20 protein-coding genes are annotated in these 16,239 nt (G+C 44.7%); all 20 read right to left on the bottom strand.

The annotated features are described in order from the left end of the window. Positions 1-14: 14 nt before the first annotated feature. A complete protein-coding gene (rpsA, locus tag G4D73_RS03695) occupies positions 15-1,691 on the bottom strand; it encodes a 30S ribosomal protein S1 (protein WP_004278854.1) in 1,677 nt (558 codons plus the stop codon). A gap of 110 nt (positions 1,692-1,801) precedes the next feature. Next, positions 1,802-2,485, bottom strand: coding sequence for a (d)CMP kinase (cmk, locus tag G4D73_RS03700; RefSeq protein ID WP_004278855.1), 684 nt, complete (start codon positions 2,483-2,485; stop codon positions 1,802-1,804). A gap of 17 nt (positions 2,486-2,502) precedes the next feature. Then, a complete protein-coding gene (locus tag G4D73_RS03705; RefSeq protein ID WP_213687405.1) occupies positions 2,503-2,934 on the bottom strand; it encodes an SRPBCC family protein in 432 nt (143 codons plus the stop codon). 60 nt (positions 2,935-2,994) lie between these two features. Further along, positions 2,995-3,510: a tRNA adenosine(34) deaminase TadA gene (gene tadA / locus G4D73_RS03710; RefSeq protein ID WP_114541085.1), complete on the bottom strand. Its 516-nt coding sequence runs from the start codon at positions 3,508-3,510 to the stop codon at positions 2,995-2,997. A gap of 7 nt (positions 3,511-3,517) precedes the next feature. Then, a complete protein-coding gene (locus tag G4D73_RS03715; protein ID WP_213687406.1) occupies positions 3,518-4,639 on the bottom strand; it encodes an enoyl-CoA hydratase/isomerase family protein in 1,122 nt (373 codons plus the stop codon). Further along, a complete protein-coding gene (ung, locus tag G4D73_RS03720) occupies positions 4,636-5,349 on the bottom strand; it encodes a uracil-DNA glycosylase (protein WP_005247316.1) in 714 nt (237 codons plus the stop codon). The genes G4D73_RS03715 and ung overlap by 4 nt, the downstream gene beginning before the upstream one ends. A gap of 46 nt (positions 5,350-5,395) precedes the next feature. Beyond that, positions 5,396-5,992: a 6-pyruvoyl trahydropterin synthase family protein gene (locus G4D73_RS03725; RefSeq protein ID WP_004278864.1), complete on the bottom strand. Its 597-nt coding sequence runs from the start codon at positions 5,990-5,992 to the stop codon at positions 5,396-5,398. A 152-nt stretch (positions 5,993-6,144) separates the two neighbouring features. Then, positions 6,145-7,116 carry a type II secretion system minor pseudopilin GspK gene (gene gspK / locus G4D73_RS03730; protein WP_213687407.1) on the bottom strand — a complete coding sequence of 324 codons (972 nt, stop codon included), beginning with the start codon at positions 7,114-7,116 and terminating at the stop codon, positions 6,145-6,147. Between the two features lie 6 nt (positions 7,117-7,122). Beyond that, positions 7,123-7,764: a type II secretion system minor pseudopilin GspJ gene (gspJ, locus tag G4D73_RS03735; RefSeq protein WP_213687408.1), complete on the bottom strand. Its 642-nt coding sequence runs from the start codon at positions 7,762-7,764 to the stop codon at positions 7,123-7,125. Further along, positions 7,761-8,270 carry a type II secretion system minor pseudopilin GspI gene (gspI, locus tag G4D73_RS03740; RefSeq protein WP_213687409.1) on the bottom strand — a complete coding sequence of 170 codons (510 nt, stop codon included), beginning with the start codon at positions 8,268-8,270 and terminating at the stop codon, positions 7,761-7,763. The genes gspJ and gspI overlap by 4 nt, the downstream gene beginning before the upstream one ends. Further along, positions 8,260-8,811, bottom strand: a complete 552-nt coding sequence (locus G4D73_RS03745) for a type II secretion system protein (RefSeq protein ID WP_129716645.1) — start codon at positions 8,809-8,811, stop codon at positions 8,260-8,262. The genes gspI and G4D73_RS03745 overlap by 11 nt, the downstream gene beginning before the upstream one ends. 9 nt (positions 8,812-8,820) lie before the next feature. Then, a complete protein-coding gene (locus G4D73_RS03750) occupies positions 8,821-9,435 on the bottom strand; it encodes a TetR/AcrR family transcriptional regulator (RefSeq protein ID WP_213687410.1) in 615 nt (204 codons plus the stop codon). Between the two features lie 41 nt (positions 9,436-9,476). Further along, entirely contained in the window at positions 9,477-10,250 is a 774-nt protein-coding gene (locus tag G4D73_RS03755) for a TatD family hydrolase (protein WP_005106566.1), read from the bottom strand. A 27-nt stretch (positions 10,251-10,277) separates the two neighbouring features. After that, positions 10,278-10,619 carry a PilZ domain-containing protein gene (locus tag G4D73_RS03760; protein ID WP_004278877.1) on the bottom strand — a complete coding sequence of 114 codons (342 nt, stop codon included), beginning with the start codon at positions 10,617-10,619 and terminating at the stop codon, positions 10,278-10,280. Positions 10,620-10,634: 15 nt separating this feature from the next. After that, positions 10,635-11,615 (bottom strand): DNA polymerase III subunit delta', encoded by a 981-nt coding sequence (locus G4D73_RS03765; RefSeq protein WP_213687411.1) that lies wholly within the window; start codon positions 11,613-11,615, stop codon positions 10,635-10,637. 14 nt (positions 11,616-11,629) lie between these two features. After that, positions 11,630-12,391 (bottom strand): 3-deoxy-manno-octulosonate cytidylyltransferase, encoded by a 762-nt coding sequence (gene kdsB / locus G4D73_RS03770; protein WP_138742527.1) that lies wholly within the window; start codon positions 12,389-12,391, stop codon positions 11,630-11,632. 12 nt (positions 12,392-12,403) lie between these two features. Then, on the bottom strand, positions 12,404-13,408 hold the full coding sequence (gene lpxK / locus G4D73_RS03775) for a tetraacyldisaccharide 4'-kinase (RefSeq protein ID WP_213687412.1): 1,005 nt from the start codon (positions 13,406-13,408) through the stop codon (positions 12,404-12,406). A 3-nt stretch (positions 13,409-13,411) separates the two neighbouring features. Continuing rightward, positions 13,412-15,139, bottom strand: a complete 1,728-nt coding sequence (msbA, locus tag G4D73_RS03780) for a lipid A export permease/ATP-binding protein MsbA (RefSeq protein WP_213687413.1) — start codon at positions 15,137-15,139, stop codon at positions 13,412-13,414. Beyond that, complete coding sequence (locus tag G4D73_RS03785; protein ID WP_004278885.1) at positions 15,139-15,561, bottom strand: ExbD/TolR family protein; 423 nt, start codon at positions 15,559-15,561, stop codon at positions 15,139-15,141. Before G4D73_RS03785 ends, msbA begins: the two co-directional genes overlap by 1 nt. A gap of 10 nt (positions 15,562-15,571) precedes the next feature. After that, on the bottom strand, positions 15,572-16,210 hold the full coding sequence (locus G4D73_RS03790) for a MotA/TolQ/ExbB proton channel family protein (RefSeq protein ID WP_213687414.1): 639 nt from the start codon (positions 16,208-16,210) through the stop codon (positions 15,572-15,574). Positions 16,211-16,239: the final 29 nt, after the last annotated feature.

A 16,239-nucleotide genomic window follows, 5' to 3' on the forward strand; every position in this document is an offset into this window, starting at 1 on the left:
ATTCAAACGCTTACTTAGTTGCCCATTTGAGCTTTGATCAGGTCACCAATCGTCTTAGGACCATTGTCTTGACCAGCAGGAGCTGTTTTCAAGTTAGCAACTGCTTCTTTCTCTTCAGCTTCGTCTTTCGCTTTGATAGACAAGTTGATTGCGCGAGATTTACGATCTACGTTGATGATCTTCGCTTCAACTTCTTGACCAACTTCAAGGAACTTAGTTGCATCTTCAACGCGATCGCGGTTGATTTCAGATGCTTTCAAAGTCGCTTCAACTTCGTCAGCTAACTTAACAGTAGCGCCTTTAGCGTCAACTGCAGTTACAGTACCTTTAACCAAAGCACCGCGTTCGTTAGCAGCAAGGAAGTCATTGAACGGATCGTTGTTCATTTGCTTGATGCCAAGGCTGATACGGTTGCCTTCAGCGTCTACAGAAAGGATAACCGCTTCAACAGTGTCGCCTTTCTTGTAACGACGAATCGCTTCTTCGCCTTGTTCGTTCCAAGAAATATCAGACAAGTGAACTAGACCGTCGATACCGCCTGGTAAACCGATGAAGATACCGAAGTCAGTGATAGATTTGATCGTACCAGAAACTTTTTCGCCTTTGTCGTGATCTTTAGCAAACTCTTCCCATGGGTTAGCACGAGTTTGTTTGATACCAAGAGAAATACGACGACGTTCTTCATCAACTTCAAGAACCATAACATCAACTTCATCACCAATCTGAACAACTTTAGATGGGTGGATGTTTTTGTTCGTGTGATCCATTTCTGAAACGTGTACTAAACCTTCAACGCCTTCAGCGATTTCAGCGAAACAACCGTAGTCAGTCAGGTTAGTTACGCGCGCTTTAACGATTGAACCTTTAGGGTAACGGTTCATGATCGCTAACCATGGATCTTCGCCAAGCTGTTTAAGACCTAGAGAAACACGGTTACGTTCGCGGTCGAATTTAAGTACTTTAACAGTAACTTCTTGACCCACTTCAACAACTTCTGAAGGGTGCTTGATACGTTTCCAAGCCATGTCAGTGATGTGAAGAAGACCATCAATACCGCCAAGGTCAACGAATGCGCCGTAGTCAGTAAGATTTTTGATCGTACCAGTAACTGTTTGACCTTCTTCAAGCTGAGCAAGAAGAGCTTCACGGTCAGCTGAAGATTCAGCTTCCATAACAGCACGACGTGAAACAACAACGTTGTTACGTTTAGCGTCAAGTTTGATTACTTTGAATTCTAACTCTTTGCCTTCTAGGTGAGTAGTATCACGAATAGGACGAGTATCAACTAAAGAACCTGGAAGGAACGCACGTACTGGACCGATGTCAACAGTGAAACCACCTTTAACTTTACCAGAGATAACACCAGTAACGATTTCGCCGTCTTCAAAGATTTTTTCAAGTTTAGTCCAAGTTTCTGCGCGTTTAGCTTTTTCGCGAGAAAGAACTGTTTGACCCATACCGTTGTCAAGTGCTTCAACAACTACGTCTACAGTGTCGCCAACTTGAACTTCAAGTTCGCGCTGTTCATTTAAGAACTCAGCACGGTCAACAACGCCTTCAGATTTAAGGCCAGTGTCAACAGTTACCCAATCAGAGTCAATGCTTACTACAACGCCCTGGATAACTGCACCCTTTTCAACGTTGAGGTTTAATTCGCTTGCTTCAAAGAGGGCTGCAAAAGATTCGGTCATGATATTTCCGATAAAGTCAGCGGTCTTGGATCAGACAAGGCCGGTTTAATTAAGCATCTACATAGTCCATATAAAACTGATCAAGCTATGCGTTTGCTGATAAAATTGGGTTAATTTGCTAACTGCTGATCCACATAAGTGGTCATCAGCTGGAATACTTCATCGATATTCAAATCTGAACTATCAATAATGTAAGCATCATCCGCAGGCTTGAGTGGAGCGACAGCGCGTTCCGTATCTCGTTTATCGCGAGCGATGATATTAGCTAAAATGTCGCTTATTTTAACATCCAGTCCCATGCCCTGCAACTGCTTTACACGTCTTTGCGCGCGTGATTCAGCCGAGGCCGTCAAATATATTTTTGCCTGAGCATTCGGGAAGATACTTGTCGCCATATCACGTCCGTCTGCTACCAGACCAGGCGCCTGTGCAAAGGCATGCTGACGTGAAACCATCGCTGTTCTAAGCTCAGGAATTGCTGCAACTTTTGAAGCAAACTCTCCTACCCGTTCAGTTCGAATAGTTTGGGACACATCTTCACCATCCAGCCACACCTGCACCCCGGTGTCGGTACTGACAAACTGGATATCTAAATTTGTTGCGATTTGTACGCATTCTGGCAATTTCGTGTCTAGCGAATCCAGCAAATCATGGTGATGCAATGACAAACCCAAAAGGCGGTATAAAGCACCAGAATCCAATAAGTGAAACTGATAATGTGCAGCCAGTTTCGCTGCTAACGTGCCCTTGCCAGACCCACTTGGACCATCAATGGTAATAATTTGAACTGTCATTGCTTTCCCGTTGTTGTTTAAACAGATTTTGCGAGTTTTGTCAGGCCTAGTTTAATCGCTGCCTGTAACTGTGCAAGGATTAATTTACTCACAAAAGGCGCACGTGCCTGCAATTCAATCGTATAAGTTACTAACGTTTTGTCATCAGCCAGTGCTTCAAATTCAATAATGCCTAAATGATGCTTGATCAATGGATTTTTAATAATCTGATATTCGATGCGATTATTTGGCTCGAACAAGGTAATTTGTTCTTTCAGCGGCTTCACTGACCCCATACCCATTGCACGTACTGAACCGAGTCCATCAGGATATTCAGCATCCGCAGAATCCTTGATTCGTTCGACCTGCATCGGTGCGAAGGCAATATTATAGGTGGCATGCTTGGACATCAAATTGAAGACATCATCAAGGGCTGCTGGGAATTCTTTTTTTACTTGGATGCTGTTCATTATTGTTCCTGAAGATTGCAGATATTTGAAAGTGGGAAAATTTTAGCGGATAAAGTAAATTTACTTCTGCGTATTTAATAACTTTTCTTGTAACTTGAATTGTCGTTTCTGCTCGCGACGCAACTTAAAAAATGCACTGAGCTGTTCAGAGCATTGCTGCTGCATGCAGCCTGCCTGGAAAGAAAATACGTGATTATAATAACCGGTTTCAAACAGTTGACGCGCACTCACCAGTGAACCTGCTTTCGCTTCAAATGCGCCAAATACTACCCGTGAAACCCGTGAATGCACCAGCGCACCAACACACATGGTGCACGGCTCTAAAGTCACATAAAGCACTGCATCATCAGGTAAACGATAATTCTGGATATTTTGACAGGCATCACGCAGCGCCACAATCTCGGCATGCGCGGTCGGATCATTTAAAGAAATCGGCGCATTAAAGCCCTGACCAATGATCTGATTCTGACTAACAATAATCGCACCCACCGGAATTTCGCCCTGTGCGGCAGCAAGTGCAGCCTGCGCATAGGCAAGCTGCATCCAGTATTCATCGCTCAATTGTGTTTCGGACATGTAAAACTTAAATCACACCATACTGTTTTAGCAAGGCATTCCAGCTTTCAATATTGGTCACCGGAGGGTTTGCAGACAAAATACCTTTTAAGCTCATATCTGCACCCTTTTTCCATGCAGGAGAAAGGTCTTTATCCACCAGACGTGCGCGCACACCTTCGACAAAGTCATGATGACGGATTTTCCAGTCTGAGATCTGAACTTCCAGTTCGAAAACTTCATTCCAGGAATGTATCTGCTTACCCCATTGCCACAATAGCCAGGTCAAGGCTGCAGTAGTTGGCGAACCTTTTTTCAGGTTTTCACTGGCCTGACGCAACCAGTCACTGCGTGCGTCACTCAGGCCAATAATCGACTCATAATCATGCTCAAAGTTGACACCACGGCAAACACTATGAATCACATCCAGAGAGTTTTGCAACGGTCCCGGGCCGACCGGACGGTGCATACTATTCAGGGTGTCATCAATGGCACGGAAGTCACCTGCAGGATAATGCTCCCAGTCAATATTAATGACTTTATCCAAAACTGAATCACGCTGTGCATCACAAATATGCGTTGCCCAGCCAATCCCGTAAGCGCCCGCAGCAGTCATGATTGAACCGGTCAAGCCGGTAAATAGACCAATCGCACCACGATCTGCCAAGAAGCGGGTTGCACCCACGTCTGGATACAAACCGATATTGATTTCAGGCATTGCCAAACGTGAATATGGCGTCACTAAACGGAAAGGCGCCGCCATAAACAAGCCCAAGCCACCACCCATCACATAACCTTCACCCCAGACTAAAACGGGTTTGGCATAATTATGCAGTAACAGATCGAGTGCATATTCTTGTTCAAAGAATTTATTGGCAGCCGCGACTTCATCATTAATCACTAACTGACGCAGCTTACGCACATCCCCACCCGCACAGAACGCTTTCGGTGTGGTTGAATCCAGCCAGATGGCTTTGACGCTATCATCATGATGAAAGTCCTGAAATACTTCCAGAAGTGCGGAAGCAATCGATTCATCGAGAGCATGCAAAGATTTCGGGCGATTTAAACGAACGATACGCCAACCATTGTGCGCTTCTTCAACAATCAAATCCGGATGATAATGTTTAGTAAGGGGAGAATATTTCATGCGTCCAGCTGCCAATCTATAGGCTCAATGCCATGTTGTTTGAGGTAGTTATTCGATTTTGAAAATACTTTACAACCAAAAAAACCACCACGGTTTGCTGCCAAAGGCGATGGATGTGCTGCCTTTAACACGAGATGCTTGTCTTGATTAATGCGCTGTCCTTTACGCTGTGCGTATGCGCCCCAAAGAATAAAGACAATATGTTCACGCTGTTCATTTAATACATCAATAACGTGATCAGTAAATTCTTCCCAACCGCGCTTTTGATGCGAAGTCGGCTGACCTGCTTCGACGGTCAGTACTGCATTTAACAGAAGCACACCCTGCTCTGCCCAATGCGTCAAGTCACCATGCTTCGGTCTTTCAACCCCAACATCTGCATGTAACTCATGAAAAATATTACGCAAAGATGGTGGTAATGCAACCCCCTTTTGCACGGAAAAGCTTAATCCATGCGCCTGATTTGGGCCATGATAAGGGTCTTGCCCTAAAATCACCACTTTTACCCGATCTAGTGGCGTGGTATTCAAAGCATTAAAAATCAGATGATTGGGAGGATAAATGATTTTATCTGCTTTTTTTTCTTCAACGAGAAATGCTTTTAATTCATCCATTTTTGGACTGAGCAAAAATTCACTCAATCCATATTTCCAGCTTTCATCCAACTGAACTTTATTCAGCTTGGCCAGTTGCTGTTCATTTAAAGACATTCTTCAATCCTAAATCTATGTCAATGGATTTAAAGTCACGCAGACTTTAAATCTGTACCTGTAAATCTACTGTAGGGTTATGAAATGGTGTGCCCTGTTTGAGCTTGGCGAACATGTCCGGATCTGTCCATTCGGCTTGCACCTGTTCAGAGAACTCAAGTTGCTCCAGACTCAAAATTCCCATCTGTTCATTTTGAATATCTTCTAAAAAGCTTTGTGCATAGCCGGTGTCAGTTTCATGCACAATCACAGAATAGACTTCGACATCACCTTCGCCATTTTGAGTCACGGTCGATGCCAGCACTTGCTGTGCCAGAAAGAAGAAAATACGTGAAAACTGCTCTGCTGATGGCGATACCGGCAAAGATACCCAGCGCGCGCTGAAATTCTTGCAGGCCTGAATATATTCCGGGTCGTCATTTTGCCAGAAGCAGATGGCATGATCGAAAGAATCAAAGAAATCCTTAATCACACCTTTAAGCAGACCAAAGTCATAGACCATTTGACCATGATCTAGCTTCGAGGCTTTTAGCAATAACTCGACTTTATAACTATGGCCATGGATCGAACGCTTACAGCGATCTGACGTGCAGTTACGCACAATATGAGCATTCTCAAACTTAAATAACTTACGAATTAACATATGCCGTAATGTCGTCAAAAAATAGGTGAATTAATTTTGATTATAAAGCAAAAGTAAAGCTTTGAGGATTAATTTTGCTGTTTAGCATGATAGGGAAAAGGCATCAGCCCGGCATTTGCGCTTATCCAGCCTGTACAATTCATGAGCTAAAATTAAAATGGCGCCATGCTACGATAGGCTACATAAACCTGTTTGTCCTGACGAACCAGATCACTGCTGAATTGGCGCTTACGCTCACTTAAAACCACTTCGATTCGGGCTTTAAAATAATTGGATTGAACCCCAAGCAGGCTGTTAAATAGATTACGCTTATCCGCATCAACCTGAGCGAAAGGCTCGAGTGACCACAAATCAGATACATTGGAAAAATACTCCAAATTGGCCTGACGCTGATCCAGCAATTGCTGCACCGCATTCACATCCAGCTTTTCATCTATACTCGCCAAAAGAAAAGCTGAAGCCGTATTAATATTGACCGGACTCTCCTGCACCGGTGAAGTACTCAGATAAGGTGCTATCAACTTATATTTATTCTCTTCAAAACCGCGTACCAGCTTTAATTCTTCCACACTATGAAACTTTGCATTCGGTGGCAAAGCAGCATTTGGCAAGCCTTGATAATAGTTAGATTCGGCGCCCATGCCCCCACTGACCAGCTCGTCTGCATCCTGCCAGTCAATGACTGCTTCACTCAGCTGTTCCGGCAAACCGGCACGTTTTAGAATCAACTCAAACCATGCCTTGGCATTTTCATTGACTGTGCCTTCGGCGGTGATCAGGCTATTTAAATTAAACTTGCCTGATTCATCCTGCACAATTCCGGAGACATAACCATCATCTACCGGAAAAGCCGGCATGGGCTGCGCCCAGGTTTCCTGCAGATGATCGACCTCTGCAGCATTTTCAGCATCATTGACCAGCAATTCAGAAAAAAAGGCCTCGGCACTTTTGGCATACATAAGGGACTGGTTTTGTCGCATCAAATAGGCAGTGCTTTCAGCAGTTGCAGCCTGACGTTGGGCAATCGTAGCCGCCAAAATAGTCGCTAGCGCTACCATCACCAGAATGGTAATCAGTGCAATGCCCTGCTGCTGCTTGATCATGATCGCTTTATTCATTTTCATTTCTTATTATTCTGCGCTGGGTTGACCGGTGTTCTGAGTATCAAGCAAAAAGTCAGTATTTAATAAACTAAACATCCATTCATAACTGACGCCATTCACAGTTAAATTGATTTTAATCCCTTTAGGCAAACGCTGTTTATGCTCTAACTGATTCAGATCAGCAGAAGTATCCGGCCATTGCGTGAGTTCATTCGGATTAAGTACGACGATCTGGAATTGTTCCACTTCCGACAATAAAAAACTGGATTCGGGCTGATCTTGACCGGTCTGATTCAGATTCCGGTATTTCAAGCGATAAAGTTTCTGTTCATCGGCTCGATACTGATATTCAATGCGTTCATCTGGGGAAATTCCTTCTTCCAAAGGGTCAGTTACCCCAGTTTTACTGAAATTAAAGCGTCCGTTCTGCAGCACCAAAGCCGGCTGAATATCACCATTAATGTTGGCCGTTAAGGGTACTGCCTGTACGGTATCTCGCAGAATCTGCTGATAGGTTTGCTGTAGCTGACCTAAACGCTGCTCATGAATCACATTCTGATCTTTGGTTTTAACAATATAATCAAAAACTTTCCAACCTAAAGCAGACAGCACCGCAAAGATCGCAATTGCGACCATTAATTCAACCAGGGTAAATCCTTTAGGCTTCATGGAGTATTGTTCATGCGATGATTAAAGAACATCAGGCTGCTGATGCCAGATTCAACCTGACCACTGTCCTGATTAACCAGACTCACCTGCAATTCGATTCGCTGCACATTCGGACTGACCGTCGGTTCGCTGCGCTTGTCAATCTGCCAAGTTTCACCTTGCTGGGTCAGCTGCTTAGAAGCTGTACCCTCCATCCATTCCTGATTGATTTCCATTTGTGCCACTTCATTTAAGGCAACAAACTGCGCTTTGGTACGTAGAATGGCATTCGAGGTCGACTGGGTATATTGCATTGCGACTTTGGTCAAGGTCATGGCTGCGGTCGCAAAAATTGCCAAGGCCACCATGACTTCCAACAAGGTAAAACCTGAGCGAGGATAAACGAAACAACGTTTCGTCCGAGCGCAAGATAACGAACTCTGTTCAGAGTGCACACGATTAAGCCGAGTAATACTCGGCCTGATAGCACCAAATCCAGTATTCTGCTTGAAATATCTAGATTTCATTGATTTTACCCAGATGATCAATCTCAATCGCAGCACCCACTTCACGGTCTTCTAAAAAGAACTGAATCCGCACCGGCTTGACTTCACCATTGCCGAGCCAGATCAATTGAGGTGAATTTGCCTGAGTCAGGTCACGGTTTTGTGCCCTGGCGTAACGCTGCTGTTCCAGTGCCTGAATCTGAAAGGAAACATGATCAGGCAAACTACGCAATTTAAAATCTACATAACTTTGCCATTTCTCATTTTGCAGGTTCTGTTCAGTCTGCGCTGCTGAACGATATTCTATAATTCCATAGCGAAATGGCGTGACATCTGTCGCTGATTGAACGTCAAGCGCAAGTATTCTGGACTGGTCATTGGCCTCGCGTAGCACCCGTTGTAAGTCCACCAATAAAATTTCACGCGCCTGCATCGCTTTGCGCTGATCGACACCACTAGTATTGAGCAGCACTAGTGACGCCATAATCCCCATAATCACAATCACCACCATCAATTCGATTAAGGTAAAGCCACGAACTGCACTGTGAGGTGATCTAATCATAGGACGACCTTAGGCAAACTGCTCTGCAGAATGAACCTGCTTAGGCAAAGCTAGTGCCTGATCGATATAGGCCACACGTAAGGTATCGCGCGAACCCAAATAACGCTGATAGAAACTGGAATTGAGAATTGCCGCAGCACCATGGGTCAGCGACCAGATCGAAGCCAGATAATCACGTACCGACATGCGGCTGTTGATCGAAGCCAGATAACTTTCTGTCATACGGATAATCAGGCGTAAACGCTGTTTGCGCACCTGATAAAGTTCGCTAAACAGGTGTTGGATTCCAACACCTGTCGTCGACAGACGTTCTTCAATCTGGTGAAACAGCACGGTACGCTCAGGATGATGCAAATGATGCAGCATAAAGAAGGCCAGATGTTCAGGAAAGGCTTTATCACTATCCTGAATCATTTCCAGCAACATGCGCTCATTACGGATAATCAGCAGCATGTATAGTTCATCTTTACTCTGGAAATGTTTATAAAGTGTCCCTTTGGCCAGATCAAGCTCGGCAGCAAGCGCATCTAGCGTCATTCCTGCTTCACCATTTTCCAACAGGAGCTGTTCTGCAACTTGAAAAATCAAGGTTTCTCTTGCTCGAAACTGAGCCTGACGATCCATCTTCACCCTATAAACTCTCTTTGTACTTTATATAACTTTATTTACTTTAAATTCAGAAGATTTTCAAAGTTCTGCTTTGTGATAAAAGCCATTTCTTCTAGCGACTTATCATATACATCGCAAAGCGCTTTGGCTACATAAGGAACGTATTTAGGCTCATTAGATTTGCCACGATACGGCATTGGCGCAAGATAAGGACTATCGGTTTCAATCAGCACACGATCCAGCGGAACCTGTTTTGCGACATCACGCAGATCCTGCGCATTTTTAAATGAAACAATGCCGGAAAATGACACATAATAGCCGCAATCCAGTACTGCTTTAGCGGTTTCCCAGTCCTCGGTAAAACAATGCAGGATGCCATGCGTAGATTTTTCCGCGCGAATAATATCGACGGTATCATGCTTGGCGGAACGGGTATGAACGACTACAGGTTTTTTGGTGATTTGTGACGCATGGATATGCCGGGCAAAGCAGGCCTTTTGCTCTGCGATAAAATCGGTACTGTGATAATAATCCAGACCGGTTTCACCGAGCGCCCAGACTTTTTCCGGTTGCGCCAGCTCGACCAGATATTCAGTCGTGGCACGCGCCATGGTTGCAGCATCTTCACAAGGATGTACGCCAACGGTATAGCCGACATCTGCATGACGCGCGGCAATTTTGGCCAGCTCGATATGATCATCCAGATCGACCGAGATACTCATGAATTTGGAAACACCGGCTTCACGAGCCTGAGCCAATGCTTGGTCCAGATCACCATGATATGGTGTCAAATCAAGCAGGGTTAAATGACAATGAGTATCTACAAACACGATGCGTTCCTACCAAGGGTAAATTAACTACATAGTGTAACTTTTACGTCCTTCAGATTTAAGACCCGCAACCAGACGATCTGCTTCATTTTTGAAATAAACGCCTTTTTCACCGCTTAACTGGATGCCAAAGCCTTGGGGCTTGATGCCATTCTGCTTTTGCGAGACCCAGATGACTTTACCAGTTAAAGGAATTTTCTGGGTCTGGTCAGGCAAAGTTGTCAATACAAAAACTTCTTCGCCCAGTTTGACCGGCTGCTTGGAAGGAATAAAAAGCCCACCACCCACAACATAAGGCATATAGCTGGCAAACAGTGTTTCGATGTCAGGAATATTGGCCTGAATAATACCGCCCATACGTGGTTGCATGTGATTTCCCCTTAATTAAAGATTCATCAGCTTGATAAACAATTCATCAATAACCAGATTGCTTTGGACATTCTGCTCGAGGTATTGCTTGGCTTGCTGAAAATACTCATAAATTTTAAAAAGTGCTTCTAATGAATATTGTTCGGCAAGCACATTGAATTCAAGGTCAATGTTTTTCACCGTCTGATTTAGCTTGACACAAATTAAATCGGACAACAAGTATTCAAACATTTGAGCAAAGTCACTAAAATTTAGGTTTTTATTCCATTTGGTCGCAATTGCCATCGGCATATTTTTTTGCATGACCAGTTTTTGCCAGTCTTGCAGGAATTCCTGACGTAGTGGCAGCCAGGCACTTTGTGCAACCTCTAGTGCCTGTAACGGCATCTGATTGGACAGGTTCATCAATAACTGTTGTTGGCTAGCACCTGCATCTGGGAGCTGATTCTGGACATAATCGCTAAATTGTTCTGCGGAAATCCGGTCCAAAGCAAAATGCTGCAAACGACTGCGTATAGTCGCGGGCAATTTTAAATAATGATTCGCCAGTAAAATAATGACCGTATTATCACCGGGTTCTTCCAGTGTTTTGAGTAAGGCATTGGCAGAGGCAATATTCAAGGCTTCTGCCGGCTCAATCACAATCACGCGCCAGCCATCTACAGTCTGTTGCACAAAAGGCAGCAGATCGCGAATCTTCTCGATCTTGATTTTGGCATTCTGTTTTTTATTGTCGTCATCGGTACTGATATGCACATAGTTGGGATGGGTGTCTGCCTTTAACCATTGACAGCTACTGCATTCACCACATGGCCCGGCAGGCTGACGATTCAGGCATAACACCCAAGCCAGAAACTGTTGGGTAAACGCTTCTTTACCACAGCCTTTTTTTCCATAAAACAATAAACCATGTCCAAGCTTGGGAAAGCGCCCGGTCAGGGTTTCCCAAACCTGTTGCTGCCATGGATAGATATGTGCATTGACATCAAAAGGCATGTATTTGACTCTTCTTAGGCAAAATGGGAAAGATCCATCTGATTCAGGCGATCCAGATCTTCCTGAGTATCTACCCCTGGCGGCAAATTGGCTTCAGCCACCGCAATGGCAATACGGTGTCCATTTTCCAGTACCCGTAACTGTTCTAGAGATTCCAGTTTCTCCAGCACACCCATTTCCCAGGTCACATATTCTTGCAACAGTTTTACCCGATAGGCATATAGACCTAAATGACGATAGGCCTGATCATGCAGCTTCGGTTCAGCGAGTTTCGCGCCATCACGGTCATAAGGAATGGTAGCACGGCTAAAATACAGTGCCTGCTGCTGTTTTGACATTACGACTTTTACAATGCTGTCGCGTTTGAATTCATCCAGTTGATGGATCGGCTCACATAGCGTCGACATGGAAGATTCAGGCTGATCTTCCAAGAGTTGAGCAACCTGTTTTACCAGTTGCGCCGGCAGTAAAGGTTCATCCCCCTGTACATTGACAATGATGTCATCACTGGCCCAGCCTTTAGTTCGAGCCACTTCACTCAAGCGGTCTGTGCCTGAAGGATGATCCGCTGAGGTAATCACCACATCAATGCCTTCAGCACGGCAAACGGCTGCAATACGCTCATCATCAGTTGCCACACACAGATCGTCAAAACCTTGCACTTTTTTGGCTTGGTCCACTACCCGCAGAATCATGGGACGACCATGAATGTCCAGCAAAGGTTTACCCGGTAAACGTGAACTGGCGAAACGTGCAGGAATAACAATGTGTTTCATAATGAATGAGCCTTAAGAAATTTGAATACCGTATTGTTGTAACTGTTGCTGCAAGACTGTATAGCAGGCTGGCGATAGGACTGCATCGACTGGCACCACCCAGATATCCTGTTTAAAATCTGGATATTGTTTAAGTAGCGCCATAATTTTTACTGCGTCTTTTTCAGTGGTAATAATCGGATTGTTATCATCGAACTGTAAATCTTCAATGTCATAGTCATGATGGTCTGGAAACTCATGACACTGAAATTGTTCTATGCCTAAATTTTGCAAGGTCTGATAAAACCGCTGTGGAAAGCCAATGCCGACTACCGCATAAAAAGCCGCTTGAGGATTAAAGATTTTAGTGCCGTCCTGATTGAGCAAATAAGGCTGTGATGCAGCCAGATGCATATTCAGTTCAGAACCTGGATGGGCTGCATGCTCAATTACGGTTCCCGTTTTCAAACGGGTCACTGGTTCACGTAGATAACCTTCTGGAAGCAGTTTCTGATTGCCTAGACCGCGATTATTATCCAGCACAATCCACTCAATCTGGCGGTTCAAGGCCCAGTGCTGTAATCCATCATCACAGATAATCAGATCCAGCTCATGTCTGTGCAGCAATAGCTCGATACTTTTCTGCCGGTTGGGGCCAACTGCCATCGGCACGCCTGTTGCCTGCACAATCAAGGCAGGCTCATCTCCGACAATCTCCGGCAAGGTATTAAAGTCGACATAGGCCGGAAATGGACCTTGGCCGCCATAGCCTCGACTGATCACGCCTACACGAACATTTTTCTCGGTTAAATAATCCACCAGATGAATCAACAAAGGTGTTTTACCGCTACCACCGACCGTGATATTGCCAATTACCATAACGGGAATCGGTGCACTATAACTTTTCTTAATGCCTTTTTGATAAAGCCAGTGATTGCTGACAAAACCCAGGCGATACAACCATGACAAAGGACGCAGCACCACCAGCCACTTTGCCTGTGCATTCCAAGCATCCTGAATGATTTGTGCTAATGCCATGAGTTACTGTTCCTCAAAGTTACGCTGATGCAACTGATAATAAGCACCATGTAGCGCAATCAGTTCGGCATGACTGCCCTGCTCAACAATACGGCCCTGATCCATAACCACAATACGATCCGCGTTTTCAATCGTCGATAGACGATGTGCAATTACGATGGTCGTACGGTCCTGCATGGCTTTATCAAAGGCACGCTGAATAAAGTATTCCGACTCGTTATCCAGCGCACTGGTCGCTTCATCCAGAATCAGGATAGAGGCATTTTTCAAAATTGCGCGTGCGATCGCGATGCGCTGACGCTGGCCACCAGACAGGTTTAAACCCTGGGCACCCAGCTGAGTATCATAACCTTGCGGCAATGCCATAATAAAATCATGCGCATAGGCTGCCTTTGCTGCCGCGATAATATCTTCATCGGAGGCACCTTCAAGCTGACCATAAGCAATATTTTCCCGCACAGTTCGGTTAAACAGTACTACTTGCTGGTTCACCATGGCAATTTGGGTTCGCAAGGCGGTAATTTCAAAATCTTCAATCGGTTTCTGATCCAGCAAGATCTGCCCAGAAGTTGCATCCTGATAACGCACCAGCAGATTCACCAGAGAACTTTTTCCTGCACCAGAACGTCCTACCAGCGCTACTGTTTCACAGGCCTTGACCTGCAAATTAAAGTCATGAATAGCATGATGGCCATCATCATAAATCAAGTTAACATCTTTAAACTCGATATCGCCTTTTAGGCTATCAGTCAACGTCCCGGTATTTTTTTCCTCAGGCATATCCAGCAATTCAAATACTGAATGTGCTGCGGCCATACCCCGTTGAATCTTTTCATTGATATCCGTCAAGGCTTTGATTGGTCTTGCCAGCATACCCGCCGCAGTAATATAAGCAACAAATTCACCGGCAGAGGTGTCACCCAAGATTTGTGGGCGCAAGGCAATAAACATCACGATACTCAGTGAAATGGACATGATCAACTGAACGACAGGACTATTCAACTGTTGCACAGCGACCATTTTCAAGCCACGACGCAAGTTTTCAAGCGAGTTCTGTTTAAAGCGTTCCTGCTCAGAACTTTGCCCGCCAAAACCCTTGACGATCAGGTTGGCATTCACCGTTTCCTGCACTACATGGTTCACATCACCCATGGTGTCTTGTACTTGTTGCGATAATTTACGCATCCGTCTTGCAGCTTTACTGATAATAAAACCTATGACGGGTGCAAAAATCAGGATACACATGGTCAGACGCCAGTTGGTATACAACAGGTAGCCTAATAATGCCAGGGTGATCAAACCTTGTTGCAACAAGGTTCTTAGGGCTTCAGTTGAAGCAGCGGTTAGCTGTTCAACGTTATACATGATTTTGGCAGTAATATGCCCGCTGGTATTGTCCAGATAATACTGGGAAGGTAAACGCAGCAATTTTGCAAAAACTTCCTGACGGATATTGAATACCAGATTCCGGGAAATTACCGCAGTAAAATATCCACCCATGAACAAACCCAAGCCCCGGAAGAACATGAGTATGACCACTAAAAACGGGAAAAGTGATGTGAAACTCTGGTCTTTATTTTGAATCGCCTCAATAATATATTCCAGTAATTTAGCGACAGAAACTTCCGTAGCCGCATTAATAGAAAAACCCAACAGGACAAGCAATGCAATGCCCCAAAACGGTTTTAAATAACTTAAAAGGCGAAGATAGACCTTAAAATCGTGCTTCACTAATAACCTCGGGTGGGTACTTTGGTACTGATATTAATATTTACAAATCCGAGCTGACCGGCCACGTCCATGACACGAATCACGTCCTGATGGCTGGCTTTTGCGTCAGCTGCAATGACAAACATTAAATCACGGCGTTCATTAGAAATCTGTTTAATTGCAGTATTTAAATCCGCGACTTCCTTACTGGCCAAGGATTGACCATTGACTGCGTAATGACCATTGGCATCCACAATCACTTCGACTTTTTGATCATAGCTTTTAGGCGGTACACCCTGCGCATCAGGCAAGGTCAGATTCATTCGGCTCATTTGGCTAAAAGTCGTCGATAACAGCAAAAAGACCAGAATAAACAGCAGACAATCAATCATCGGTGTCAGATTAATATGTACATCTTCCACCTGGTTGCGTTTGAATTTCATCATCCGCCTCCTAGCTGGCTTTTTGCATGTCTTGGTCTATGTCTGCATGATTGCGATAAAAAAGATCCGCATGAAACAAAGTCGCTTGCTGTTCAAGTTCAGCCACATATTCCTGAACCAAGCGCTGGAAATAACGGTGAGCAAACAGTGCAGGAATTGCAATCAGCATACCGGCTGCCGTGGTAATTAAAGCCTTGGAAATACCCGGCATCATCAATACCGGATCACTCCCGGTCCCCACATCGATCATCAGGAAAGATTCAATAATCCCAAGTACAGTTCCCAATAAACCGAGTAAAGGTGCAACTGCACTTAAAGTTCCCAGAAAATTAATATTTTTTTCCAGATAACCGATTTCCTGTGATGCCACCACCTCCATCTGCGCACGCGCATACTGCTCACCTTGCGGCTTACTAGTATAGCCCGCAGCCAATACCCGGCCCAAAGTGCTTTGCTTTAAGGCCGCACTTTGATTCATTTTTTGCATGACTTGTGCTGTATTTTGAGAAGGCCCTATCAACAGGATCAACGGCAGTACTGCATTCTTTTTCAGGCGAATCAGACGCTCGATCGAAATCGCCAGCATAAAAATAGAACACAAGACCAGTGGCAGCATGAGCCACCCACCTGCTTTAACCAATTCCCACATCTAATTTATTCCCCAATAAAAAAAATATA

The organism is Acinetobacter sp. WY4 (genome assembly GCF_018438165.1).
GTDB lineage: Bacteria > Pseudomonadota > Gammaproteobacteria > Pseudomonadales > Moraxellaceae > Acinetobacter.